Consider the following 25,084-nt stretch of genomic DNA (forward strand, 5'->3'; position numbering starts at 1 on the left):
CTACAAGGCGCCCCACTCATCGAGTTGGGGCCGGCCGCCATGCGGTCAGCGGGGCAGTGGGACAACGCGACAGCGAGACGGCAGCCGGGGCCATCAGGCCACCCTCACATCGCCCGCACAGCGAAGGCTGTTACGTTCTCCTCGTACGGCCATGGGGGAATCATCATGGAATGGCCGTAAAGGTGTATGCCATGAGGCGCTTGATGCTGCTTCATGGACCCGAGTCCGCAACTCCGGGGCATGGGTCCGCCCGCCCCGAGGCCGATCCACCCAGCCCCGACCCGAGCAAGCCCGGAGGCTGACGGCGTGACCGCGGGACAGCAACACCGCCCGAGTGAGGGGCACTGGCCGCTGGTCGGCCGGGACGCCGAGTGGGCTTCGCTGGACGCCGTGGCCGATGACGTGGTGAGGGGCCGGCCCCGTGTGGTGCGGCTGGAAGGCCCTGCCGGAATCGGCAAATCGGCTCTGCTGAATGCCTGGTGCCGGGGTGACGACAGGTTTCGGGTGCTACGGACCCGCTGCCATCCGCTGGCGGGGCAGTGTGCCTTCGGTGCGGTCCGGCAGTTGTTCCAGCCCCTGGTCGCCTCGGACGGCGAAGGAGTACGGGAGGCTCTCCTGGCCGGCGGGACAGCCGTGCAGCAGCTCCTGGCCGGCGGTGGTGTGTCACTGGATCCGGCGCCGAGCGGATCCGGTGCCAGGGAGGCCCTGCTGGCCGGCCTCGACAGGTTCGCCCAGCGTCTTACCGACCAGCAGCCCCTCCTGCTGGTCGTCGATCGCCTGCATTGGATCGACCCGCAATCACTCGGCTGGCTGGTCCGCTTCCTCAGGAGTGGCTGCACCCGCCCGGTCCTGATGGTGGTCGTCACCCCTACCGCCGAGCAGGACAGGCCCGATCCGCTGTTCGCCGAGCTCCTCCACCCGTCGCATTGCCACACGATCAGCCTGGGGCCGCTCGGTGTCCCGGACGTGCAACGACTGGCGCAGGCGGTGTGGGAGGGAGCGGACCCCGATCCGTCGTTCTGCGTCACGTGCCACACCACCACGGGTGGTCACCCGCTGTACGTGCGCGCGCTGCTCCAGCACGCTCAGCTCAGTGGTCTGCGGCCCACCGCCGAGTTCCAGGACCGCATCCGTACCGTCTCCCTGCCCACCCTCCGGCGGGAGATCCTCCAGTGCCTGTCCCAGGGGCCCCCGGAGGCGGTCGACCTGGCACAGGCGCTGGCCGTCATGGGTGACGGCAGGCCGCGCCACCTGCTGGCCGCGCACTGCGGAAGGGGGGAAGCAGTGGTGCGGGCGGCGGCCTCGGACCTGCGGGGGCTCGGCCTGCTACGGGCGGACGGCGACCTCAGTTTCGTCCACGAGGTGGTGCGCGACACCATCCTGGAGACGATGTCCCCCGAGGAACTCGGGCAGCGGCATGCCCGTGCCGCGCATGTGTCGTACCTCGGCGGCCGGCCCGACGAGGAGATCGCCGCCCATCTGCTGGCCGCCGATCCGGTGCCGGGCACGTGGGCCGTGCCGGTCCTGCGCAGGGCGGCCGATGAGGCGCTGCGCCGCGGAGCGCCGGAGCAGGCCGCAGGCTATCTGCGCTGCGCCCTGCGCCAGCCCGCTCAGGCCGCGGAAAGCGGCCCCGTTCTCCTGCAACTCGCCGTCGCCACCAGCTCCTCCAACGCAGTCCAGGCCGTGTCGTATGCGACCGACGCGCTGGAGGTGCTGTCCGGTACGGCCGAACGCCGAGAGGCCCTGAGCCTGCTGACCTCCTGCCTGCTGCTCGCCCCTGGATCGGGTATGGCGCTCTCTGACGTGGATCGCCTGTTCACCGGCGGGAGCGAACGGGGCGACGGCGGCCGCACAGACCGGGAACTCGATCTGCGCCTACGGGTGCTGCGCACGTGGGCGCAGTGCGAACGGCCCACCGCCTGCATATCGACGCTGCAGCCCGGCGACGATCACCTGCTCGGCCGCACGCCGGGTGAACGCCAGCTCCTCGCCCTTCAGGCGTTCGCCGCCCTCTGGGCAGGGCAGTCTGCGCCCTCCATCGGTGCCCTCCTCGACCGGGCCACGGCAATCCTTCCGGTGCTGTCGCACAAGACCTTTCCGCTGTACTACTTCGTGGCGCACACCCTCCTCCACCTCGATGAACTCGACAAGGCCGACCAGTTGAGGGCGCAACTGGTCAAGGGGATCGAGGGAAAGGGGATGGCACTGCTGGACCGTTCGGTGACGGCGTATCAGGCGGCGCTGGCCCTCCGCCGAGGGGACGTCGCGGAGGCGCTGGACACGGCCGAGAGAGCCGTGGGCATCGGCCGCGCGACCGGGCGACCGCCGTACGCGGCCCTTCTCGACTCCATCAGGATCGACGCGCTTCTGGCACAGGGCAGGGTCGAGGCAGCGAAACAGGTGGCGATCGGCCGCGCCGCCGAGGGGCCGACTCAAGAAGACTGGGAACCACCGATGTTCCTGATGAGTTTGGCGGCGCTGCGCACCGCCCAGGGCGACACCCGTGCGGGACTGTCCCTGCTGTACGAGTGCGGTCATCACGTCGACGCCGCCGGGGCAGTCAGCCCGGCCGTCTGTCCATGGCGGTCCCGGGCCGCCGCCGCGCACCTGGTACTCGGCGAAACCGGCGCCGCCCAGGAGCTGGTCGCGGAGGAACTCGACCTCGCGCGGCGCTGCCAGATCCCGCGAGCCGTCGGTGTGGCCTTGCGCATGGCGGGGAAGCTGGCGTCCGGCGGGCGGCGGATGGAGCTGCTGAGCGAAGCGGTGGATGTGCTCGCCGCGACGCCGGCGCGCCTCGAACTCTCCCTTACGCTCCATGACTTGGGGGTGGCCTCGACGGACCGCGGGGACCTGGCCGGCGCCCGTAGCGCGCTGCGGACGGGCTTGACGCTGGCGACCGAGTGCGGCGCCACCGGGCTCGCGAAGCGCCTGCGGCAACGGCTGCACGACACCGGCGGGCGAGCCGCCAACGTTGCGGGGATGCTCACACCCGGCGAGGAACGCGTCAGCGCGCTGGCCGCAAAGGGCCACAGCAACAAGGAGATCGCCGAGCAGCTCTTCGTCTCCGTGCGGACCGTGGAAACCCACCTGACCGGCGCCTACCGCAAGCTGGGGATCGCTCGGCGCAACGAACTGGCCGCTGCCATCGCGGCGTCGGGCACCGGGGACGAGTGAGCGGACCCGGGACGTCCCGCCGCAGGTGACCGGCGCCGCCGCAATGCAGAAGGAAAGCCCAGGTAGGGGTGCCATCCCCGGCACCGACTGAGGACCCCCCGAGCCCCACCCATGCCGGGTGGGGCTCTTTGCGTGGAACAACGGGACCCGCGAGCACGACAGTTGCGGTCCGAAAGGCCGGTCCTCAGGGGTGTGCGCTCCCGAACCTGTGGGTGGTCCGCAGATTTCCCGTGGGTTCGGCACCGTGTTCCCGTCCCGACCGAAGCCTTTACGGCGACCTATTCCGGTGGGCGTCATTGCCTGGCTTTACTTACACCGAACGAAAGGCGTGCCGGCCTGGGTTGGCAAAAGAACGGCGTCGCCTTCCGTGGAAATTTCGAGAGGGGATCGAGTCGTCATGAAAAGGCACCGCAAGGCCGTGCTCGGCCTGATGGCAGCAGTGGGCGCATGCCTGTCGACCGGGGTGTTCGCCACCTCGGCAGCTGCGGCAACGGGCACGAATGTCAAGATCAGCCAGCACGCCGCAATCGCCGCCACCACCTGCTACACATTCGTGGGCGCGGAGGACAAGAACTACTGCAACTACTCCCGCCCCGTGAACGACCAACTCACGGTGGGAATCCCGGCGAACACCACACAGGTCGTGATCGACCTGAAGGTATTCCCCTGGGCGAGCCCGGCGGACAGCATCGCACTGGACCCCAACAAGGACCGTTGTGTCGAGGTGAGCGGTACCGCCCTCAACGCGAAGCTCCTGGAAACCGGCTGCTGAATCCGGTGGGCACCGGAACATCACGCAACTCCGAAGCCCGGCAGGCTCCTGTTGCCAAGAAAGCGAGAATGTCCATGCCCCTCCCTTACCGTGCAGGAATCGTCGCCGCCACGTCGGTGATGGCGATGGCGATGGCCATGCCGATGGCATCCGCGGCATCGCTTCCGCAAGACGTCAACGGCTATACCGACAACTGGCTGAACGCGGGAAGCGCTTCCGTCACCTATGACAACGGCACCACGCTGACCCGGCAGTCGGACGTCCTGGAGGCACTCCAGCAGTGCAGCTCACTGGGCGTGTCGTGTGCCTCCACGACAACCGAGGACGCCGGCCAGGTCACCAAGTGGTACGACGCGGACAACGACGTTCTGGACGCCGGGCCGATCGACAACTGCGACCCGGACGCAACAAGCGACATCACCGAAACCCTCACCAAGAGCCACACCTTTTCCTGGGGGTGGAACGTCGGCGCCAGTGTCGACGTGACCCTGGTCAAGGACAAGTTGGGAGTGGGGGCCAGCGCGGGCTTCACCCAGTCCACCACCAACGCCACCACGGGTGCTATCGCCATCACCGTGAAGCCGGGCCAAAAGGGAATGCTCAAGCTGGGATACGACATGGACCGCAAGGTCTCCAACGTGTCGATTCAGGGCGGAAAGTTCGGCGGCGCGCAGATCACCGGTCTCCGTACGGAGACACCGGTAGGAACAAAGCGTGTGAGCCAGGACATTGTCCCGTGCGGCCAGCAGTTGCTGAACGGACGCTGAGTTCCCCTCTCTGAGAAAGGTCACCCCCCATGCGAACGAAAAAGCGCTCCCTTGCGTGCAGCGCCGCCACGCTGCTGCTCGCCCTCGGCGGCACGGCCCTGTCGGCGACGCCCGCCTCGGCTCAGTCCTCGGGCCACATCGCGTTCTCGAACAAGGGCTGGTTCCTCGCCAAGACCTGCTACAAGTGGCAGGGTTCCGCCACCCCGGACAGCTGCGACGACAACAAGGCCATCGGCCAGGACTGGGGAGTGGACATTCCGGCCGACGCGACCGGCGTAAAGCTCTCGGTGCTTGTCCACGGACAGCAGATAGGCGATATCGACGCGCCGCAGATCACCGACCTGAACCGCAATTACTGCTACGAGCTGAGCGGTTATACGTGGGGACCGTCCATCACCGAGAAGAGCTGCTAGTCCCGCTCCGGGACGAGAAAGGAAACGTCAGCGTGCGTGGTATCAAGAAGCTGACTCACGGTGCCGCCGCCGTGGGCCTGGCCCTGCTCGGCACGGTCGCCGCGGCACCGACCGCCTCCGCCAGCGAGGGCAACTACATCCAGTTCAGCAACAACTCGGGCTTTCTGGTCGACACCTGCTACACGTGGGAGGGCCCGGACGGCATCGAGAGCAAGAACTACTGCCACACGTCCAAGCCGGTCGGACAGACCTGGAAGGCGTACTACCCCGCCGAGGCGACGGGCGCCTCGGTGACCGTGACCTTCGCCATGGGCATGGGGGGCGACAAGAAGTACGAGCACAACCTCGAATCCACCTCGAGCCACTGCTTCCAGACCACCGGGCTGTGGCCGAACGGCGGCGAGGTCCTCAGCACCACCTGCTGAGTGCCGGCCCAGGTCCTGCCGGCAGCCGGTCGGCAGGCCCCCGGACGGCGCCTCTCGAAGGCCGGGGCTGACTGACACCCACTCCTCAGCCCTCCTGGCCGGGGCGTCGCCGTGCCGCCGTGACCAGCGGTGAAGGTCTCCCGGAACGACGAAGGGCCCGCCCCACCAGGACAGGTGGTGGTGCGGGCCCTTCGGACCGGGGGCGTTACGCGGCCTTCTCCAGGTGGAGGAGGCGGCGTTCGGCGACGGCCTTGCGGGTGGCGTAGAGGGTGATCGAGGCGGCGCCGAGCATCGCCGCGAGGCCGAGGAGGACGGTGCCCTCCCAGCCGACGGCGTGGAAGGCGGCGGCGCCGAGCGCGCCGCCCAGGCTGCTGCCGACGTAGTACGCGCACTGGTACAGCGCCGACGCCTGGGCGCGCGCCGTCTTGGCGGTGCGGCTGACCGAGGACGAGGCCACCGCATGGCCCGCGAAGAAACCGGCGGTGATCAGGATCAGGCCCGCCAGCACCGCGCCCACCGAATCGGAGAGCGTCAGCAGCAGACCCGTCGAGGTCGTGCCGACGGCCAGGTACAGGGCGCCGCGGCGGCCCACCCGGGCGACCAGCTTGCCGGCCGCGGCCGAGGAGACCGTACCGACCAGGTAGACCACGAAGATCGAACCGACGATGCCCTGCGGGAGGTTGAACGGCTCGGAGACCAGGCGGTAGCCGATGACCGTGTAGACCGCGCCGAAGACCGTCATGAACAGCCCGCCGATGGCGTAGAGACGGCGCAGCAGCGGGTCGGCGAGGTGGCTGCCGAGGGTACGGGCCAGCGCCCGCGGGCCCACCGAGCGGGACACGAAGTGCCGGGCCTTGGGCACCAGCAGCCGGAAGACCACCGCGCACACCACGGCCAGCACACCCACCGCGGCGAGTGCCGCCCGCCAGCCCCACGCCTGGGCGACCCAGCCGGTCACGATCCGGCCGGACATCCCGCCGATGCTGTTGCCCGCCACGAACAGTCCGATGGCCGCCACCAGCGCCTTGGCGCGTACCTCCTCCGCCAGGAACGCCATCGCCGAGGCCGGCAGCCCGGCCAGGGCGACGCCCTGAAGGCCGCGCAGCGCGATCAGCGCACCGAGCGACGGGGCGAACGGCACCAGCATCGCGAGCAGCGCGGCCACCGCGAGGGACCACATCATCAGCGTGCGCCGGCCGAAGCGCTCGGAGACCGCGCTCAGCGGGATCACGCCGAGTGCCAGGCCGAAGGTCGCCGCGGACACGGTCCAGCTCGCCTGGTCCGGGCTCACCCCGAGGTCGGCGGAGATCGCGGGCAGCAGTGCCTGCGTGGAGTAGAGGAGGGCGAAGGTCGCCACTCCGGCGGCGAAGAGGGCGAAGCTCATCCGGCGGTAGCCGGGGCCGCCCGGCCGCAGCTTGCCCGCTTCGGGGTCGGGCGCGGCGGCGGGAGAGGAGTCAGGGGACGACTGGGGAGAGGCGGCCGCACGGTCGGTGACGGACGCCCCGGTATCAGCGGGAGGCATGTTTCGAAAGTAGGCCTCTGTGTTTCATGCGTCCAATGCATGGAAACGGCATAATCGATGCCGTGGCACATGATCCCAGGTCGCAAGGGCCTCTGTTGCAAGGTCGCAACAGAAAAGACACCGCTGATTCGGGTCGCGCCGGGGTGGACGCGGGCGAGGTGGCCGAGCTCGGCGCCGACTCCTGGGCGGTGACCCTCGCTCCGCGGCTCGCCCAGTTCACCGCCGTCGCCCGGCACGAACACGTCACCCGCGCCGCGCAGGAGCTCGGCATGCCGCAGCCGACGCTCAGCCGGGCCATCGTCCGGCTGGAAGCGGACCTCGGCGTCGCCCTCTTCGCCCGGCACGGCCGCACCCTCTCCCTCACCCCGGCCGGCCGCGCCTTTCTCGCCGCCACCGAGCGGGCGTTGACGGACCTGGAGCGGGCGACGGAGTCCGTACGGGCCGATGTCGATCCCGCGGCCGGGAAGGTGGCGTTCGGCTTTCTGCACACCCTCGGGTCGGAGACCGTGCCCGGCCTGATCCGCAGCTTCCGCGCCGACCATCCGCGCGTCCGCTTCCAGCTCGTGCAGAACTACGGCGAGGCCATGATCGAGCGGCTGCGCGCCGGCGACCTCGACCTGTGTCTGACCTCGCCGGTGCCCGACTACCCGGACCTGGTCGCCCGCCGGCTCGACGAGCAGAAGCTGCGCCTGGTCGTGCCGGACGACCATCCGCTGGCCGCCCGTAAGCGGATCCGGCTCGCGGAGGCCGCCGGCGAGCTGTTCGTGACCCTCGAACCGGGCTACGGGCTGCGCCGGATCACCGACGCGCTGTGCGCCGAGGCGGGCTTCACGCCGCGGGTCGCGTTCGAGGGGGAGGAGGCCGAGACGCTGCGCGGCCTGGTCGCGGCCGGGCTGGGCGTGGCCCTGCTCCCGCCGCCGGCCGTCCCCCGCCCCGGCGTCGCCGAGCTCACCGTGACGGCACCGCGCGCGGTCCGTGAGATCGGCGTCGCCTGGCTCGACGGCCACCCGGACACCCCACCGGTGGCCGCGTTCAAGAAGTTCCTGCTGAGCCGACGGGGGCGGTTGCTGCCCAGGTGAGGGGCGCGTCCGCCAGTTGCCTCCGCGGCCCCGGCGGCGGCGCCCCGACCAGCCACCGCCGGGCCCGGGTGCCGGGTGCCGGATATCGGATGTCGGGCGCACCAGCCGGGGCCCCGGCCCTCACTGCCGCAACGACGCCCCGAACCCCGCCGCCAGCGGCATCCGCAGGCCCAGTGGCGGCGGCGCGGCCAGCGCGTCCTTCACCGGGCGGGCGTAACCCCGGGCGAACAGCGAGCCGAGCATGAAGTCCGTTGCCAGGGCCAGCACTTCGGCACGGTGCTGATGCAGCGAGTGGCCGTCGGAGTGCACCTCGAAGCGGCAGATGTCGCGGTTGACCTTCTTGGCGCGCTCGGCGTAGCGGTAGGAGAGATCGGGGTCGGTGCGTTCGTCGTTGGTGCCGTGGACGAGCAGGACCTGGCGGCCGATGAGCTGTTTCACCGGCTCGGGGTGCTCGCTGTCCCGGTGCGCGTCGGGCAGCCAAGGGGCGATCGCCAGCACGGAGTTGACGGCCGGATGGCCCGCGGCGTGCAGGGCGGCGCGGGCGCCCATGCCCGTACCGACGAGGCAGACCGGGACATCGCCGTAGCGCCGGACCACCTCTTCCAGCGCCCATTCCGCGTCCCGCGCCGGATGGGCCGCGGCCCCGTTCCAGCCGTGACAGCGATAGCGCACGACATGGGCCGTCAGGCCCTCAGGGCGCCCCGCCTTCGCCAGCCGGACCGCCAGCGGGCGCACCGCCAGCGCCGCCACCGGCGACGGGCGCCGTACCCCGGTCGGTCCGCCGCCGGGCAGTAAAAGCGCGACCCCGCTCACCTCGCGGCCGGTGCCCCGCCTGCCGCCCTTCCACCGGAGCGCTTCGCGCGCCCCTTCCTTGCCGGCCGTTCCCAGCGGTTTTCCCAGCCGGGCCTCACGCACCGGCAGTGCTTGCTGAGCCATGAGCAGAACGATGGCAGAAGGAGGCCTGCCAGCCACCCCGCGGACGGGTCACTGTTATGTATCGTTCGATGATATCTACGCGCGTAGGGGCTAGAGTGCCGAAATGACGAGCGAGACCACCACCCTGCCGACCAGTGAACAGATCCGCCGCGCCCCCAAGGTGCTGCTCCACGATCACCTCGACGGCGGCCTGCGCCCGGCCACCATCGTCGATCTGGCCCGCGAGAACGGCTACGAGGGACTGCCCGAGACCGACCCGGAAAAGCTCGGGGTCTGGTTCCGCGAGGCGTCGGACTCCGGCTCGCTGGAGCGCTACCTGGAGACCTTCGCCCACACCTGCGCCGTCATGCAGACCCGCGACGCACTGGCCCGGGTGGCCGCCGAATGCGCCGAGGACCTGGCCGCCGACGGTGTGGTCTACGCCGAGGTCAGGTACGCGCCCGAGCAGCACCTGGAACAGGGCCTGACCCTCGAAGAGGTCGTCGAGGCGGTCAACGAGGGCTTCCGCGAGGGCGAGCGGCGGGCCCGCGAGAACGGCCACCGCATCCGCGTCGGCGCGCTGCTGACCGCCATGCGGCACGCCGCCCGCGCCCTGGAGATCGCCGAACTCGCCAACCGCTACCGGGACACCGGCGTCGTCGGCTTCGACATCGCGGGCGCCGAAGCCGGCTACCCGCCCACCCGCCACCTCGACGCGTTCGAGTACCTCAAGCGGGAGAACAACCACTTCACCATCCACGCCGGTGAGGCCTTCGGCCTGCCGTCGATCTGGCAGGCCCTCCAGTGGTGCGGCGCCGACCGCCTCGGCCACGGGGTCCGGATCATCGACGACATCGAGGTCGCCGACGACGGCTCGGTCAAGCTCGGCCGGCTCGCCTCGTACGTACGGGACAAGCGCATCCCGCTGGAGATGTGCCCGACCTCCAACCTCCAGACCGGCGCCGCCCCCTCCTACGCCGAGCACCCCATCGGCCTGCTGCGCCGCCTTCAGTTCCGGCTCACGGTCAACACCGACAACCGGCTGATGAGCCACACCAGCATGTCCGAGGAATTCGATCACCTGGTCAAGACATTTCGATACACGCTCGATGACATGCAGTGGTTTACAGTCAATGCGATGAAATCAGCGTTCATTCCTTTCGATGAACGTCTGGCCATGATCAATGACGTCATCAAGCCCGGTTACGCGGAACTCCGGGCCGAATGGCTGTTCCGTCCGGTGGCCACAACGACCCCTGTGAACAGCGCTTCTGACCCTGCGTAAGGGTTCCTGCGAGCCTATAGCGCAACGGCCGGTGGAATGTCCACCGGCCGTTTTTTCTCTCGTCGTGGCTGTTTGCGGCGCCGGTTGCCGCCTCAGTAGGTTGATTTGCCGGTCAAGCCCCCATCACGAGGACGTAATTCGATGAAGCAGGGAACCATCAAGACTCTCGGTACCGTCGCGCTCGGTGCCGCTTTTGTCGTCACCGCCGCGGGCGTCGCCAGCGCGGCCCCGTCGGTCGACGCTGCCGGGGTGCTGAAGAGCCTGCCGGTGAAGGACGCCGCCAAGACCGTCTCCGGGCTCACCAAGGCCAAGCCGGCCGGCAACGACGTCAAGACCAAGCTCAACTCCCAGGGCAACAAGCTGCTGGGCGGCCTGCCGACCAGCGCCGTCACCAAGACGCTCCCGCTGGGTGGCTGATCCCGCCACGCGGCTCGTCCCCTAGGGACACCCTCTGCGCCGTGCCCCGGCCGAACGCCCTCGTGCGTACGGCCGGGGCATCGTCATGTGCCGTCCGGGAACCGGGCGGCGGGGCGCCGGGCCGGCCCAGCCGGGCGGCCGGTCAGACGGCCGGCCGGGTCACCAGGCGGCGGCGCCGGTGGCGGCCTTGTCCTCCGAGGGGAGGAGTATCCACAGTGCCAGGTAGACCAGGAACTGCGGGCCGGGCAGCAGACAGGACACCACGAACAGCACACGCATCGTCGTCGGCGTCATTCCGAAGCGACGGGCCAGGCCCGCGCACACTCCGGCGATCATTCGGTTGTTGCTGGGGCGGACCAGTGCGGCGGCCATGACGGCGGCTCCTTTACGACTCGGTGGGGCGTTTGCCCGATGTCTCAAAGATAGGTCCGGCTGCCGGAGAGAACATCAGCCTGCGGGGCCAGTTCAACCCTGGGGATCCTCGGGGTTACCTCCCCGAGATCCCCGTACCGGCGACGCAGCCGGCGCCGCGCCCCGGGGACGACCGCCAGGTGCGCCAGGGCCACACCGAGGGAGGCGAGCAGCACCGAATCGATGTCCGGGACCCGGCCGGGTACCCCTGACTGAAGCAGCTCGATGGCCAGCGAGATCATCGCCCCGGCGAACACCGTGCGGGTCAGCGACACCAGCGGCGAAACGTTCAGCCGGCCGGCCGAGAGCGGCAGCAGCACGCCCAGCGGCGCCAGCAGCAGCACCGAGCCGCCCAGATGCTGTACGACCTCCCACGACAGGCCGTGCGCCAGCTCGGCCCGGATCGTCGCCAGCGGTTCGAGATTCGTCGCGGACACCCAGGGCACCGTGCGGGGACGCAACGTCAGCCAGGCGACGATCGACAGATGCGCCACAAGGAGGAGAAGTCCGGTGACGCGCATACGGGGAACGGCGGTGGTGCCGGGGCCATGACGCTGCACACAGGCCAGGACGCGACGGGCGGTGGCCGCGGTTCCGCCCAATTGCGCCCGCCTTGGTCCGCCGGGTCAGTCCTCGTCCGCCAACGGGTCGCCCCACCCGGCGTTCTCCGCTATGTCGGGATGGGCCAGCACATCCGCCGAGCAGTCGTAGCGGTGCGCGGTGGCGTCGCCCGGTCCGCCGAGCACGGCCGCGTGCTGCTTGCCCAGCGCCGGGCTCGCGCCGTAGGTGCACACCAGCTGCGCCAGTGCGAACGACGGCAGATCCTCCGGCCGGATGCTCAGCCGCAGGGTGTCCGCGGCATCGCCCGCGCGCGGCGCCGTGACCTTCAGGTCCTGGGGGAGCGCGGTGCTGAAGCCGGCCTGGTCCTCGTCGGCCGACGGTCGCCGCTGGAGCTCCTTCAGCAGTGCACGGGCGGCCGGCAGCCGCGGATCGGTGTCCGCCGAGCCCTTGGGCAGCGACACCGCCCGCTCCACCTGGGCCAGCGCCGAACCGCACACCAGATAGACGGTGGCCTGGGACCCGCCGGGCGGGTTCGGCGCCGGCTCGCCGGCCGGGGCCTTGCAGCTCACCCGCGAGGGCGCGCCACCCGCGTCGACCGGCACCGACGTGCCCCGGATGCCGCAGCCCGCGGCGGCGAGCGTGAGCGCCGCCACGGCGGCGGCGCGCCGCCCCGTCCGCCTGATCGGCGTCATCGCCCGTCCTCCGTGCCCTCGTCGGCCGCGCGGGCCGTGCCGCGGTCCCTGCGGTCGCCGTCCGTCAGCGGTGTGGCGTCCATCGGCAGCCGCAGGGTGAAGACCGCGCCGCCCTCGGGGAGGTTGGCCGCGGTGATCTCCCCGCCGTGGATATGTGCGTTCTCCAGCGCGATCGACAGGCCCAGACCGCTGCCTTCCGACCGCGGCCGGGAGGCGCTCGCCTTGTAGAAGCGGTCGAAGACATGCGGAAGGACTTCCTCCGGGATGCCGGGGCCGTGATCCCGTACGCGGATCACCAGCTCGCCGCCCCCGGGTCCCGCGTCCGGCTCCTGCCCGGACCGCTCCGGACCCTCCTGCTCCGCACCGGCTTCCGGGCCGCCGGACGCATGGGGCGCGGCCGGACCGCCGGTGACCGCCGTGCTGCCCGCCCGGCCACCCGCACCGTCACCCGGCACCTCCTCGGTGTGCACCGAGACCCGCACCGGCGAGCCGCCGTGCTTGAGGGCGTTGCCGATCAGATTCGCCAGGATCACATCGAGCCGCCGCGGGTCCAGACGGGCCACGATGCCGCGGTCCGCGTCCAGCTCGACGGCGTCCAGCCAGGCCCGGGCGTCGACACAGGCGGTCACCTGGTCCGCGACATCGACGTCGTCCAGCACCAGCCGGGCCGTCCCCGCGTCGAAGCGGGTGACCTCCATCAGGTTCTCCACGAGATCGTTCAGCCGCCGGGTCTCGCTGACCACCAGCTGCACGGCGGGAGCGATCATCGGGTCGAGGGAGTCCGCCTCCTCCTCCAGCACCTCGGAGACCGCGGTGATCGCGGTCAGCGGCGTCCGCAGCTCGTGCGACATATCGGCGACGAACCGCCGGGACGCCGCCTCGCGCCCGCTCAGCTCCTCGACCCGGTGCTCCAGACGCTCCGCCGTACGGTTGAACGTCCGGGACAGATCGGCCAGTTCGTCCGTGCCGGTCACCCGCAGCCGGGTGTCCAGCCGCCCCTCGCCCAGCTGCCGCGCGGCATGCCCCAGCCGCTGTACGGGCCGCAGCACGGTCGTCGCCGCGGCCTGCGCCAGCAGCGCCGAGCCGACCAGCGCGAGCGCGGTCGCGATCCCCAGCGACCAGGCCAGCGAGTTGAGGTCCTGCCGCTCGGCGGCCAGCGACTTGATCATGTAGCCGGTGGGCCCGCCGCCGATCACCTTCGCCCCGGCGACGAGGTAGGGGGCGTCCCCGACTTCCTTGCGCTGCCAGTACAGATGGTGCGCGTAGCGGTTGGACTCGTCGACCGGGCGCACCTCGTCGACCGCGGTACGCAGCGACAGGGGCACGCTGTCGAGTGTCAGCAGGTTCTTGTTCGTGGTGGCCGCGCAGGCCTTGCCCTCGCGGTCGGCCCCGATCAGCAGCACCGCGTAGTCCTGTGGCCCGGCCGCCATCTGCCGTGCCGCGTCCTGGAGTTCGGCACACCGCGGCCGCAGCGGCAGCGACCGTGTGCTGTCCTCCAGCGACTTGCGGAAGTCGTTGAGGACGGCGTTCTGGGTGCGCTCCAGAACGGTGTTGCGGTTGAGCCAGTACGCGATGCCCGACGCCGAGACCGCCGCGGTCAGCGCCACCAGCCCGAAGACCACGACCAGCCGCAGCCGCAGACTGGTCCAGCGCAGCAGCCCCGACGCCCGGCGCAGCCCCCGCAGTACCCGCTGTCCCGCCGCGGGCCCGGACGCGTTCCCGGCTCCGGCGTCCGCGCTGTCGTCCGTCGTATCGCCCGCGGAACGTTCCCTCACTGCGGCGAATCCAGCCGGTAGCCGACGCCACGGACCGTACGGATCAGGGTCGGCGAGGACGGTACGTCCTCCACCTTCGCCCGCAGCCGCTGCACACACGCGTCCACCAGGCGCGAGTCGCCCAGGTAGTCGTGCTCCCACACCAGCCGCAGCAGCTGCTGGCGGGACAGTGCCTGACCGGGGCGGCGGCTCAGCTCCAGCAGCAACCGCAGTTCGGTCGGTGTCAGTTGCAGATCCTCGCCGTTCTTGGTGACCGTCATCGCCGACCGGTCGATCACCAGCGAGCCGAACGTCGCCGAATCACTGGACTCCCGCTCGCCGCGGCGCAGCACGGCCCGGATCCGGGCGTCCAGCACCCGCCCCTGGACCGGTTTGACGACATAGTCGTCGGCGCCGGACTCCAGCCCCACCACGACGTCGATATCGTCGTTACGCGCGGTGAGCAGGATGATGGGCAGCTGGTCCGTACGCCTGATCCGCCGGCACACCTCGAAGCCGTCGATGCCCGGCAGCATCACATCCAGCACGATCAGGTCCGGGCGCTGCTCACGCAGCAGCTTCAGGCCGTCCTCGCCCGTCGCCGCGGTCACCACACGGTGACCCTGGCGCGACAGCGAGAGTTCGAGGGCCGTGCGGATGGCGTCGTCGTCCTCGATCAGCAACAGGAAAGGCACCCGGCCATTCTGGCCCATGGGACGCCGGGACATCGACACATGGCGCTCTCGTACACAAGGCCCAGCGCGTGAGGCCTCCGCGACGCGCCGCCCAGAGGCCTGTGACAGGCCTGTGACAGTCGACGGACAACGCGATGAAACTGGCTTGGCAGTCTTTTGGGCACCGGGAGAGATCAACAACCCGGAACACACCGAACGAGCTGGCTCTACGACGGGGGGCGCGAGATGAACACACTGCACGGCAGCACTTCCAGCGCAGTTATCACGCGACTCCACGATGTCGTCCGGTCCGGCGAGAAGTCCGGTGCCGTACGGGGCTGCACCCGCAGCACCGGGCGTCAGCGGCCGCCCTTCATGGTGGCCATCGACGCGATGACGGTGGAAATCGACCCGGGGCACGGGGGCAAGGCCGCCCACAGGGGAGACAACGGGGGAAACACCGGGGGAGCGGAGTACGGGGAGGCCACGGGGGAACGGCGTTCCGCGTCGGAGGCGGCCGAGGCCGAAGCGGCCTTCACCGCCTACGTCCAGGAGCGCCGCGCCTCCCTGTACGCCACCGCCTACCACCTGACCGGCGACCGCTTCGAGGCCGAGGACCTGCTCCAGAGCGCGCTGTTCTCGACCTTCCGGGCGTGGGACCGGATCAGTGACAAGGCGGCGCTCGGCGGCTATCTGCGCCGCACCATGACCAATCTGCACATCAGCGCCTGGCGCCGGCGCAAGCTCAACGAGTACCCGACCGAGGAGCTGCCGGAGACGGCGGCCGACGCGGACGCGATGCGCGGCACCGAATTGCGCGCCGTGCTGTGGCAGGCGCTGGTCCGGCTGCCCGAGACGCAGCGCACGATGCTGGTGCTGCGCTACTACGAGGGCCGCACGGACCCGGAGATCGCGGACATTCTCAACATCAGTGTCGGCACGGTGAAGTCGAGCATCTGGCGCGCCCTGCGCCGGCTGCGTGAGGACGAGGTCCTCAGCTTCGGCCGTGACGAGGAGGAGTCCTTCGGCGAGCTGGTGGCCTGAGGACGGGGGGAAGCCCGGGGGCAGGGGGAACGCCCGAGGGGGAAACGGGGATACGGGGGAGCCGGCCGAAGCGGAGTGATCCACGGAGGCCGGGCGTATCGGGGGATACGGGGAAGCAAGGGGGAGCAGGGGGAAGGAAAGGCGGGTTCGGACGGCCGGGGGGTCTGTCCGAACCCGCTTCTTCGTGTCTGCTCGTCGTGCTGTGCGGGTGCCGTCGCTGCCCCGCCTCGCCCTGCCCCGGTCCCGTCAGGAAGGGACGGCCGCGCCGACCGCGTTTGGCGCGCCCGCGGCCGATATACGGGCCAGCGCCTCCGGCTTGGCGCAGGGGTGCGCGCCCAGGGCCGTGTGCCGGGCGACGACCGACCGCTCGGCGCGCAGCAGCCGCAGGCCGCGACGGACGAGATACGGGGCGGACTTGCGGCCCTCGCGCAGATCCCGCGCCAGCCGCCGGCGGAAGGTGGTGGTGGGGCGGCCGCGCAGACACAGCGCGTCGGCCAGCAGCCCCGCGGCCCGGCAGTCCGCGATGGCCTCGGCCGCGAAGATGCCCTCCGCGATGAACAGCGGGGCGCCGCCGAGGTCGAGCCCCGACGCGCCGACCCGGGCGCTGGTCGCGATGTCGTACACCGGAACGTCGGCACGCCCCGTACGGCACAGTGCGTCGATCGCCGCGAGCGCGGCGCCGGCGTCCCAGGACAGCGGCGCGTCCCAGTCGGCGCCGCCGCCGTCGGGCAGTTGCGGCAGTGTCGGGTCCGTCCCCTCCTTGTAGAAGTCGTCGAGGTTGAGGACGGGGAGGCCGCTGCGGGCGGCCAGGGACGTCTTGCCGGAACCCGAGGGGCCGGTCAGCAGGACGACCCGGGCGGCAGGGGGCCGGGCGGCGGGCGGCCGGGTGGCGGTGTGGGAGCTCACGGGCACCCATTGTCGCGTATTGCGCCGTGTGGGGTACCCCTGGCGCGCGAGGTGGATCGACTCCCGCCCCTCAACTACGCTACGCAGTCAATTGATTACCCAGATGTGCTGTCTCGCACAGCACTTCGAACCCCTTCGATCCACAGGCAGGTGGCACATGCCCTCCCACGCGCGTCCCAAGCCCAGTCGTGTTCCGCGCGCTCTGCTGCGGGCGGGACTGGTGATTTCCGCCGCCGGTGCGGCGCTCGCGGCGGGCGGTGCGGCGACGGCGAACGCGGCGCCCGCCGCGTCGGACCTCGCCACCGACACCGGCGCCGCGGCCTCGGGACTGACCGGCGCACTGCTGCACTCCGCGGCCGGCGGCCTCGGCCCGGTCAAGAACCTGAAGCTGGACCCGCTGGCCAACACCTCCGTCGACCCGCTCGCCAATGCGGTGAGCACCCAGATCGCCGACTTCAAGCCGGTGGGCACCACGCTGCTGACCGGCGCTCTCTCGAACGGCGCCGCGCTCAAGGACCTGCCGCTGGTGGGGACGGTGACGAGGGTGCTGCCGGGGTGAACGGCCGGGGCCGGGCCGCGGTCCGGCGCGGCGGGCGCCGCCCCGGCGGCTCCCCCTGCCCGGACCGCTCGCGCCCGCCGCAGCCGCCCCGGCCGTCGGGCGGGCCGCGGCAGGCCCGGGATCAGTGCCCCTGGGCCTCGTTGAGGTTCTCCGCGACCGTGCCGACCGCCCGCGTCCCCCGACTGTTGACCAGCCGGTTGTCGAGCAGCCGGCCGCCGGGCCGGCTCTCGCCCGTACCGCTGGGCGGCCGCGACGCCCGGTCGAGCACCTCGCCCAGCGCCCCCAAGATCCCCTTCTTGCGCGCCGACCGCTTCCGGGGCGCCCGCAGAGGGGCGGGCACAAGTGGCAGGTCCGGGTACTCGGTGTACTCCCTCGCCTCCCACAACACCTCACCGGGGTGGAGGAACTGGCGGCAGGGCGTGACGTGATCAGGTTTCACGCCCTCATCTTCCCTGTCCGGTACACCACAACAGTGCGGGGCCCCGCCACATAGGCGAGGCCCCGCACTGTCGTTCCGCGGACGCCGTCCGGGCGCCGCAGCAGCCCTAAACCCCCATGGGGTGCCAGACCGTCTTCGTCTCCAGGAAGGCCAGCAGGCGGCCGGTGCCGGGGTCGGCGGTCCAGTTGACCGGGGCCGGGCGCAGGACGCGCTTGAGGTTGTCGGCCGCGGCCGTCTCCAGGTCCTTCGCCAGCTCGCCGTCCGCGCCCGCGAGGTCGAGGGCGTTGACGTCCTGGTGGGCGGCGAGCGGGGCGGACAGCTCCGCGGTGCGGCCGGAGAGGATGTTGACCACGCCGCCCGGGAGGTCGGAGGTGGCGAGCACCTCGGCCAGGGAGAGAGCGGGCAGCGGGGCGTTCTCGGCGGCCGCCACAACCACCGTGTTGCCGGTGACGATCGCCGGGGCGATCACCGAGACCAGGCCGAGGAACGACGACTCCTGCGGGGCCAGGACCGCGACCACACCGGTCGGCTCGGGGGCGGAGACGTTGAAGTACGGGCCGGCCACCGGGTTGGTGCCGCCGGCGATCTGGGCGACCTTGTCGGACCAGCCCGCGTACCAGACCCAGCGGTCGATCGCCGCGTCCACCTGCGCCGTGGCCTTCGCCTTCGACAGCCCCTCGGCCGCGGCGACCTCGGCGGTGAACTGGTCGCGGCGGCCCTCCAGCATCTCGGCGATGCGGTAGAGGATCTGGCCGCGGTTGTAGGCCGTGGCGCCGGACCAGCCGCCGAACGCCTTACGGGCGGCGACCACCGCGTCCCGGGCGTCCTTACGGGAGGCCAGGGGCGCGTTGGCGAGCCATGTGCCCTTGGAGTCGGTCACCTCGTACACCCGCCCGCTCTCGGACCGGGGGAACTTGCCCCCGACGTACAGCTTGTAGGTCTTGAAGACGGAGAGTCGGCCAGTCAGCTCAGACATTGAGGTACGCCTCCAGACCGTGCCGGCCGCCCTCGCGGCCGTAGCCCGACTCCTGGTAGCCGCCGAAGGGCGACGCCGGGTCGAACTTGTTGAACGTGTTGGACCAGATGACGCCCGCGCGGAGCTTGTTCGCCATCCACAGCATCCGCGAGCCCTTCTCCGTCCAGATGCCGGCCGAGAGCCCGTAGGGGGTGTTGTTGGCCTTCTCCACGGCCTCGGCCGGGGTGCGGAAGGTCAGCACGGACAGCACCGGGCCGAAGATCTCCTCGCGGGCGATGCGGTGCGCCTGGGTGACGCCGGTGAACAGCGTCGGGGCGAACCAGTAGCCGGCGGAGGGGAGTTCGCAGGACGGCGACCAGCGCTCGGCGCCCTCGGCCTCGCCCGCGTCGGCCAGCGCGGTGATCCGGGCCAGCTGCTCGGCGGAGTTGATGGCGCCGATGTCGGTGTTCTTGTCGAGCGGGTCGCCGACGCGCAGGGTCTGCATCCGGCGCTTGAGAGCGTCCAGCAGCTCGTCCTGGACGGACTCCTGGACCAGCAGACGGGAGCCCGCGCAGCAGACGTGGCCCTGGTTGAAGAAGATGCCGTTGACGATGCCCTCGACGGCCTGGTCCAGCGGCGCGTCGTCGAAGACGATGTTCGCCGCCTTGCCGCCCAGCTCCAGGGTCACCTTCTTGTCGGTGCCGGCGACCGTACGGGCGATGGCCTTGCCGACGTCGGTGGAGCCGGTGAAGGCGACCTTGTTGACGTCCGGGTGCGCGACCAGCGCGGCGCCCGTGGAACCGTCTCCCGTCAGGATGTTGACGACACCCTTGGGCAGGCCCGCCTGGCGGCAGATGTCCGCGAAGAACAGCGCGGACAGCGGGGTCGTCTCGGCGGGCTTGAGGACGACCGTGTTGCCGGTCGCCAGCGCCGGGGCGATCTTCCACGCGAGCATGAGCAGCGGGAAGTTCCACGGGATGACCTGGCCGGCGACGCCCAGCGGGCGGGGGTTCGCGCCGTAGCCGGCGTGGTCGAGCTTGTCGGCCCAGCCCGCGTAGTAGAAGAAGTGCGCGGCGACCAGCGGCAGATCGGCGTCCCGGGACTCCCGGATCGGCTTGCCGTTGTCCAGCGACTCCAGCACGGCCAGCTCGCGCGAGCGCTCCTGGATGATCCGGGCGATCCGGAAGAGGTACTTGGCGCGCTCGGCGCCGGGCAGCGCGGACCACTTCTCGAAGGCCTTACGGGCGGCCGTCACGGCGCGGTCGACGTCGTCGCCGGTGGCCTGGGCGACCTCGGAGAGGACCTCCTCGGACGACGGGGAGACGGTCTTGAAGACCTTGCCGTCGGAGGCCGGGGCGAACTCGCCGTCGATGAACAGGCCGTAGGACGGCGCGATGTCGACGACGGAGCGGGACTCGGGTGCGGGTGCGTAATCGAAGGTCATGGGAGCCTCAGTCCACCGTGACGTAGTCGGGGCCGGAGTAGCGGCCGGTGCTGAGCTTCTGGCGCTGCATCAGCAGGTCGTTCAGGAGGCTGGAGGCGCCGAAGCGGAACCAGTCGGCGGTCAGCCAGGGCTCGCCGAGCGTCTCGTTGACCATGACCAGGTACTTGATCGCGTCCTTGGTCGTCCGGATGCCGCCGGCCGGCTTCACCCCGACCTGCACGCCGGTCGTGGCGTGGAAGTCCCGGACCGCCTCCAGCATCAGGAGGGTGACCGGCGGGGTGGCGTTGACGGCGACCTTGCCGGTCGAGGTCTTGATGAAGTCGGCGCCTGCGAGCATCGCCAGCCAGGAGACCCGGCGCACGTTGTCGTACGTCTGGAGCTCACCGGTCTCGAAGATGACCTTGAGGTGCGCGGCGCTTCCGTCGGGGCGGGCACACGCCTCCTTGACGGCCTTGATCTCCTCGAAGACGTCCATGTAGCGGCCGGAGAGGAAGGCGCCCCGGTCGATCACCATGTCGATCTCGTCGGCGCCGGCCGCGACCGCGTCCCGGGTGTCCGCCAGCTTGACCGGCAGCGCGGCGCGGCCCGCGGGGAAGGCGGTGGCGACGGACGCGACATGGATGCCGGAGTCGCCGAGCGCCTCCTTGGCCGTCGCGACCATGTCCGGGTAGACGCAGATCGCCGCGACCTTGGGGCTGGTGCGGTCGGTGGGGTCGGGGTGGACGCCCTTGGCGCACAGCGCCCGGACCTTGCCCGGGGTGTCCGCGCCTTCGAGGGTCGTCAGGTCGATCATGGAGATGGCGAGATCGATGGCGTACGCCTTCGCCGTCGTCTTGATCGAGCGGGTGCCGAGGGTGGCGGCGCGGGCCTCGAGGCCGACCGCGTCGACGCCGGGGAGGCCGTGGAGGAAGCGGCGCAGCGCACCGTCGTCGGCGGTCACGTCCGCCATTGACGCCAGACGCCCCGCGGCTTCCTTGCCGTATGCGGGAACAGTGATGGGCATGGTCACGAGGGGAGCATATCTACGCGCGTAGCACCATGTCATCCCCCTCAGCCGTCCGAAATCCGGCCGGGCGGGCCGCGCCGATTCCGGCAACGTGCCCGGTGGCGGGCGCCGGAGGAGGCCCCCACCGGGGCCCGGACGCGGCCGCACCCCGCCCCCGAATGATGCCGTAACGCAATGTCCGGCATCCGGACGGTCGGGCAGAATCGGCCCCATGACGAGCCAGGACCGGACCTCCCCGCCCCCACAGCAGTACGCGGAGCGCAGCTACCGCTCGCCCGCGGCCCTCGTCGGCGGCGCGCTGCTCCTCCTGCTCGGACTCTGGCTCGGCGGCGACGCCCTGCTGCGGGGCGACGTGCGCACCAAGCTGACGGCGCTGTTCGCGCTGCTCCTCGGGGTGCCGCTGGTGGTCGCCTTCACCCTGCGGCCGCTGGTCAGGGCGGGCGAGGACCGGCTGACGGTGCGTAACCCGTTCCGTACGGTCACGCTGCCGTGGGGCGCGGTGGAGGACCTGCGGGCGGCGTTCTCCGCCGAGGTGTTCACCAGCGGGGGCAAATACCAGCTATGGGCCATCCCGGTCTCGCTGCGGCAGCGCAAGAAGGTCAGCCGCCAGGCGGCCCGGGGCTCCGCGCCCCGCCCCCGGTTCGGGCTCGACGCCGACGCCGGCCCGGTGCCGCGCGCCATGGCCGACCAGACCCTCGACGAGCTGCGCGAGATCAAGGAGCGCGCCACCCACCGCGAGAGCGCTCAGGGAGAACCGGCGGTGCGCTGGTCGTACGCGGTCCTCGCGCCGCTGGTGGTGGGCGCGGTGGGGCTGGCGGTGATGGTGGCGGTGTAGTTGCCTCGGGCCTGGCCGTAGTGGTGAGGCTGTGACTGCTCTGGGCCCAGGGGTGAGCTGCCTCGGGCCTAGGGGCGCGCCCCAGGGTTGTTTCCCCGCCGCCCACCCCCCTTCGGGGGGGGTGGGCGGGTACGGGAGGGGTGGTTCAAGCCCGCTGGGGGTGGCGGGTACGGGACGGGGCCAAGCCCGCTGTGGGTGGCGGGTACGGGGGAAGGGCGGTCCGGAGGCTGCCCCCGCCCCCTCAGATCCCCGCCGCCTCCGCCAGGTCCCGCTTGATCGACTCCAGCGCCGTGGCGGCCTTCGTGCGGGCCTCGGGCAGGGCCTGGGGTGCGGACACCGGGACCACGACCTCCAGGTAGCACTTGAGCTTGGGCTCGGTGCCGCTGGGGCGGACCACCACGCGGGCGGCCTCGATCCCGGCCGCCGGCGAACCGGACAGGTAGTAGCGCAGCCCGTCGGTCGGCGGCAGCGTCTCCGTGCCCCGGGCCAGGTCGTCGGCGCGGGTCACGGTCAGGCCCGCCAGCGCGGTCGGCGGCTGCTCGCGCAGCCTGCGCATGGCGTCGGCGATCAGCGACAGGTCCTCGACACGGACCGAGAGCTGGTCGGTGGCGTGCAGCCCGTGTTCCCGCGCGAGGTCGTCGAGCAGGTCGCCGAGGGTGCGCCCGGACTGCTTCAGTTCCGCGGCCAGCTCGGTGATCAGCAGGGCCGCGGTGATGCCGTCCTTGTCGCGGACGCCCGCCGGATCGACGCAGTAGCCGAGCGCCTCCTCGAAGGCGTACCGCAGACCGTCCACCCGGGCCAGCCACTTGAAGCCGGTCAGCGTCTCCTCGTACGGGAGCGAGGCGGCGGCCGCGATACGGGACATCAGCTGGGAGGAGACGATGGTCGTCGCGAAGATGCCGGCCGCCCGCTTGCGCACCAGGTGGGCGGCGAGCAGCGCGCCGACCTCGTCGCCGCGCAGCATCCGCCAGCCGTCCGGCGTGCCGGGGGCGGGGACGGCGACGGCGCAGCGGTCCGCGTCGGGGTCGTTGGCGATCACGATGTCGACGCCCGCGGTGTCCCGGGCGGTGGCGAACGCGAGGTCCATCGCGCCCGGCTCCTCCGGGTTGGGGAAGGCGACCGTCGGGAAGTCCGGGTCCGGCTCGGCCTGTTCCGCGACGACCGTCGGCGCCGGGAATCCGGCGCGTGCGAAGGCGGCGACGAGGGTGTCCCGGCCGACGCCGTGCATGGGCGTGTAGACGACCTTCGTGTCCCGGGGGGAGCCGGGCGTCAGGACCGCGTCCGTACGCGCCAGATAGGCGTCCAGGACCGCCTCGTCGAGGGTTTCCCAGCCGGCCTCCGGGCGCGGGACGTCGGCGAGCGACCGGACCGCGTCGATCTCGGCGGCGATCTCGCCGTCCGCGGGCGGCACGATCTGGGAGCCGTCGCCCAGGTAGACCTTGTAGCCGTTGTCGCGCGGCGGGTTGTGGCTGGCGGTGACCTCGACCCCGGCCACCGCACCCAGGTGCCTTATCGCGAAGGCCAGGACCGGGGTGGGCAGCGGGCGCGGCAGCACCGCGGCGCGCAGGCCCGCGCCGACCATCACGGCCGCCGTGTCACGGGCGAAGTCGGCGCTCTTGTGGCGGGCGTCGTAGCCGATGACCACCAGGCCCGAGCCGTCGCCCTGCGCCTTGAGGTACGCGGCGAGGCCGGCCGCGGCCCGGATGACCACGGAGCGGTTCATCCGCATCGGGCCCGCGCCCAGTTCACCGCGCAGCCCGGCGGTGCCGAACTGGAGGGTGCCGGCGAACCGGGCGGTCAGCTCGTCGGTGTCCTCGGCTGCGATGAGCTTGGCGAGCTCGTCCCGGGTCTCCGGGTCGGGGTCCTCGGCCAGCCATGCCTGGGCCCGGTGGGTCAGCTCCGCGGGATCGGTAGCCACGTGATGCTCCTGACGGTGGATGCGGGTGGGGGCGCGCTGAGGACGGCTGAGGAGGCAGGGCCCTCTCGGCTCGTCACGCATACCCGGTACGCGGGTACGGGGAGCCGCGAAACCGGCCAATGCCGCTGGATGGCAGCGCGCGGGGGAGGGCCGCGCCGCGCGGTGGGGTGGACCGGCGGGCAGGCGGCGGGCCCGGTGCGGACGGGGCGGCCCGGCGGGTGGGGCACCCGCCGTGGCCGTCAGCCGTCGTCGTCCGGTGCGGCGCCGTGGCGCCGCGGTGGCTCAGAGCTTGCCGAGCACCTGGGCGAGCAGGCTGCCCATCCGGGTCGCGGAGTCGCGGCCGGCCTGCAGCACCTCTTCGTGGTTGAGCGGCTCGCCCGTCATGCCGGCGGCGAGGTTCGTCACCAGCGACAGCCCGAGCACCTCGGCGCCGGCCTCGCGCGCCGCGATGGCCTCCAGGACGGTGGACATCCCGACCAGGTCGGCGCCCAGGGTCCGGATCATCTTGATCTCGGCCGGGGTCTCGTAGTGCGGGCCGGGGAACTGGGCGTAGACGCCCTCCTCCAGGCTCGGGTCGACCTCCTTGCACAGCGCGCGCAGCCGCGGCGAGTACAGGTCCGTCAGGTCGACGAAGTTCGCGCCGACGATCGGGGAGGTGGCGGTCAGGTTGAGGTGGTCGCTGATGAGGACCGGCTGGCCGGGGCGCATGCCCTCGCGCAGACCGCCGCACCCGTTGGTGAGCACGATGGTCTTGCAGCCGGCCGCGGCGGCGGTGCGGACGCCGTGCGCGACCGCGGCGACCCCGCGGCCTTCGTAGTAGTGGGTACGGCCCAGGAAGACCAGCGCCCGCTTCGCGCCGACCTGGTACGAGCGGATCTTGCCGCCGTGTCCGGCGACGGCCGGCGCCGGGAAGCCGGGCAGCTCGGTGACGGGGAATTCGTGCTCGGGCGCGCCCAGGGCCTCGGCGGCCGGGGCCCAGCCGGAGCCCATCACCAGGGCGACGTCATGGGTCTCGGCGCCGGTCAGCTCACGCAGACGGGCGGCGGCGTCGGCGGCGGCACCCTGGGGGTCGCGCGCGATGTCCGGAGTAACAGATGCGTTCACGCGGACGAGGGTA

The 25,084-nt window shown here is 71.6% G+C and carries 25 protein-coding genes; 11 read left to right on the forward strand and 14 right to left on the reverse strand.

Features of this window, described 5'->3' with window-relative positions:
- The first annotated feature begins 306 nt into the window (after positions 1-306).
- The 5 genes from CP981_RS24440 to CP981_RS24460 all read left to right on the forward strand — a co-directional run bounded on the left by CP981_RS24440 (position 307) and on the right by CP981_RS24460 (position 5,551).
- A complete protein-coding gene (locus tag CP981_RS24440) occupies positions 307-3,174 on the forward strand; it encodes an ATP-binding protein (RefSeq protein WP_244329776.1) in 2,868 nt (955 codons plus the stop codon).
- Positions 3,175-3,571: 397 nt separating this feature from the next.
- Positions 3,572-3,946, forward strand: coding sequence for a hypothetical protein (locus CP981_RS24445; protein WP_143658873.1), 375 nt, complete (start codon positions 3,572-3,574; stop codon positions 3,944-3,946).
- A 68-nt stretch (positions 3,947-4,014) separates the two neighbouring features.
- Positions 4,015-4,713: a hypothetical protein gene (locus CP981_RS24450; RefSeq protein WP_143658872.1), complete on the forward strand. Its 699-nt coding sequence runs from the start codon at positions 4,015-4,017 to the stop codon at positions 4,711-4,713.
- 29 nt (positions 4,714-4,742) lie between these two features.
- Positions 4,743-5,126 (forward strand): hypothetical protein, encoded by a 384-nt coding sequence (locus CP981_RS24455; protein ID WP_085924751.1) that lies wholly within the window; start codon positions 4,743-4,745, stop codon positions 5,124-5,126.
- A gap of 32 nt (positions 5,127-5,158) precedes the next feature.
- Positions 5,159-5,551 (forward strand): hypothetical protein, encoded by a 393-nt coding sequence (locus CP981_RS24460; protein WP_085924750.1) that lies wholly within the window; start codon positions 5,159-5,161, stop codon positions 5,549-5,551.
- A 205-nt stretch (positions 5,552-5,756) separates the two neighbouring features.
- Here the strand turns inward: CP981_RS24460 and CP981_RS24465 are convergent, their stop codons facing one another.
- Positions 5,757-7,073 (reverse strand): MFS transporter, encoded by a 1,317-nt coding sequence (locus CP981_RS24465; protein ID WP_085924749.1) that lies wholly within the window; start codon positions 7,071-7,073, stop codon positions 5,757-5,759.
- Between the two features lie 95 nt (positions 7,074-7,168).
- On the opposite strand from CP981_RS24465, the gene CP981_RS24470 reads away from it, so the two are divergent.
- Positions 7,169-8,152, forward strand: a complete 984-nt coding sequence (locus CP981_RS24470; RefSeq protein WP_244329777.1) for a LysR family transcriptional regulator — start codon at positions 7,169-7,171, stop codon at positions 8,150-8,152.
- A 120-nt stretch (positions 8,153-8,272) separates the two neighbouring features.
- Here CP981_RS24470 and CP981_RS24475 read toward each other — a convergent pair whose 3' ends face one another.
- Positions 8,273-9,088 carry an alpha/beta hydrolase gene (locus tag CP981_RS24475; protein WP_085924747.1) on the reverse strand — a complete coding sequence of 272 codons (816 nt, stop codon included), beginning with the start codon at positions 9,086-9,088 and terminating at the stop codon, positions 8,273-8,275.
- A 103-nt stretch (positions 9,089-9,191) separates the two neighbouring features.
- Between CP981_RS24475 and CP981_RS24480 the strand changes: the two genes are divergently transcribed.
- Both CP981_RS24480 and CP981_RS24485 read left to right on the forward strand, forming a co-directional pair.
- Positions 9,192-10,352: an adenosine deaminase gene (locus CP981_RS24480; RefSeq protein WP_085924746.1), complete on the forward strand. Its 1,161-nt coding sequence runs from the start codon at positions 9,192-9,194 to the stop codon at positions 10,350-10,352.
- Positions 10,353-10,493: 141 nt separating this feature from the next.
- A complete protein-coding gene (locus CP981_RS24485) occupies positions 10,494-10,769 on the forward strand; it encodes a hypothetical protein (protein ID WP_085924745.1) in 276 nt (91 codons plus the stop codon).
- A 159-nt stretch (positions 10,770-10,928) separates the two neighbouring features.
- Here CP981_RS24485 and CP981_RS24490 read toward each other — a convergent pair whose 3' ends face one another.
- The 5 genes from CP981_RS24490 to afsQ1 form a co-directional block, all read right to left on the reverse strand.
- Positions 10,929-11,141: a PspC domain-containing protein gene (locus CP981_RS24490; RefSeq protein WP_085924744.1), complete on the reverse strand. Its 213-nt coding sequence runs from the start codon at positions 11,139-11,141 to the stop codon at positions 10,929-10,931.
- A gap of 44 nt (positions 11,142-11,185) precedes the next feature.
- Positions 11,186-11,740: a VanZ family protein gene (locus CP981_RS24495; protein WP_244330071.1), complete on the reverse strand. Its 555-nt coding sequence runs from the start codon at positions 11,738-11,740 to the stop codon at positions 11,186-11,188.
- Positions 11,741-11,806: 66 nt separating this feature from the next.
- Positions 11,807-12,433 carry a hypothetical protein gene (locus CP981_RS24500; RefSeq protein ID WP_167536147.1) on the reverse strand — a complete coding sequence of 209 codons (627 nt, stop codon included), beginning with the start codon at positions 12,431-12,433 and terminating at the stop codon, positions 11,807-11,809.
- Positions 12,430-14,208 (reverse strand): sensor histidine kinase, encoded by a 1,779-nt coding sequence (locus CP981_RS24505; RefSeq protein ID WP_085924743.1) that lies wholly within the window; start codon positions 14,206-14,208, stop codon positions 12,430-12,432. Before CP981_RS24505 ends, CP981_RS24500 begins: the two co-directional genes overlap by 4 nt.
- Positions 14,205-14,882, reverse strand: coding sequence for a two-component system response regulator AfsQ1 (afsQ1, locus tag CP981_RS24510; protein WP_026169550.1), 678 nt, complete (start codon positions 14,880-14,882; stop codon positions 14,205-14,207). The genes CP981_RS24505 and afsQ1 overlap by 4 nt, the downstream gene beginning before the upstream one ends.
- Before the next feature lie 225 nt (positions 14,883-15,107).
- Between afsQ1 and CP981_RS24515 the strand changes: the two genes are divergently transcribed.
- Positions 15,108-15,905 (forward strand): SigE family RNA polymerase sigma factor, encoded by a 798-nt coding sequence (locus tag CP981_RS24515; protein ID WP_085924741.1) that lies wholly within the window; start codon positions 15,108-15,110, stop codon positions 15,903-15,905.
- Positions 15,906-16,151: 246 nt separating this feature from the next.
- Here the strand turns inward: CP981_RS24515 and CP981_RS24520 are convergent, their stop codons facing one another.
- Positions 16,152-16,811 carry a nucleoside/nucleotide kinase family protein gene (locus CP981_RS24520; RefSeq protein WP_085924740.1) on the reverse strand — a complete coding sequence of 220 codons (660 nt, stop codon included), beginning with the start codon at positions 16,809-16,811 and terminating at the stop codon, positions 16,152-16,154.
- A 157-nt stretch (positions 16,812-16,968) separates the two neighbouring features.
- Between CP981_RS24520 and CP981_RS24525 the strand changes: the two genes are divergently transcribed.
- Positions 16,969-17,370 (forward strand): hypothetical protein, encoded by a 402-nt coding sequence (locus CP981_RS24525; RefSeq protein ID WP_085924739.1) that lies wholly within the window; start codon positions 16,969-16,971, stop codon positions 17,368-17,370.
- A 121-nt stretch (positions 17,371-17,491) separates the two neighbouring features.
- Here the strand turns inward: CP981_RS24525 and CP981_RS24530 are convergent, their stop codons facing one another.
- The 4 genes from CP981_RS24530 to deoC all read right to left on the reverse strand — a co-directional run bounded on the left by CP981_RS24530 (position 17,492) and on the right by deoC (position 21,211).
- On the reverse strand, positions 17,492-17,809 hold the full coding sequence (locus tag CP981_RS24530; protein ID WP_085924738.1) for a hypothetical protein: 318 nt from the start codon (positions 17,807-17,809) through the stop codon (positions 17,492-17,494).
- A 106-nt stretch (positions 17,810-17,915) separates the two neighbouring features.
- Entirely contained in the window at positions 17,916-18,785 is an 870-nt protein-coding gene (locus CP981_RS24535; protein ID WP_208852976.1) for an aldehyde dehydrogenase family protein, read from the reverse strand.
- Positions 18,778-20,208 (reverse strand): aldehyde dehydrogenase family protein, encoded by a 1,431-nt coding sequence (locus CP981_RS24540; protein ID WP_085924737.1) that lies wholly within the window; start codon positions 20,206-20,208, stop codon positions 18,778-18,780. Before CP981_RS24540 ends, CP981_RS24535 begins: the two co-directional genes overlap by 8 nt.
- A gap of 7 nt (positions 20,209-20,215) precedes the next feature.
- Entirely contained in the window at positions 20,216-21,211 is a 996-nt protein-coding gene (deoC, locus tag CP981_RS24545; protein WP_181018537.1) for a deoxyribose-phosphate aldolase, read from the reverse strand.
- A gap of 214 nt (positions 21,212-21,425) precedes the next feature.
- Here deoC and CP981_RS24550 point away from each other — a divergent pair, with 214 nt between their 5' ends.
- Positions 21,426-22,049, forward strand: a complete 624-nt coding sequence (locus tag CP981_RS24550) for a PH domain-containing protein (protein ID WP_085924736.1) — start codon at positions 21,426-21,428, stop codon at positions 22,047-22,049.
- 241 nt (positions 22,050-22,290) lie between these two features.
- On the opposite strand, the gene CP981_RS24555 is transcribed toward CP981_RS24550, so the two are convergent.
- On the reverse strand, positions 22,291-23,967 hold the full coding sequence (locus CP981_RS24555) for a phospho-sugar mutase (protein ID WP_244329778.1): 1,677 nt from the start codon (positions 23,965-23,967) through the stop codon (positions 22,291-22,293).
- 282 nt (positions 23,968-24,249) lie between these two features.
- On the reverse strand, positions 24,250-25,071 hold the full coding sequence (locus CP981_RS24560) for a purine-nucleoside phosphorylase (RefSeq protein WP_042147790.1): 822 nt from the start codon (positions 25,069-25,071) through the stop codon (positions 24,250-24,252).
- Between the last annotated feature and the right edge of the window lie 13 nt (positions 25,072-25,084).

The sequence above is a fragment of the Streptomyces platensis genome (genome assembly GCF_008704855.1).
GTDB classification, from domain to species: Bacteria; Actinomycetota; Actinomycetes; order Streptomycetales; family Streptomycetaceae; genus Streptomyces; species Streptomyces platensis.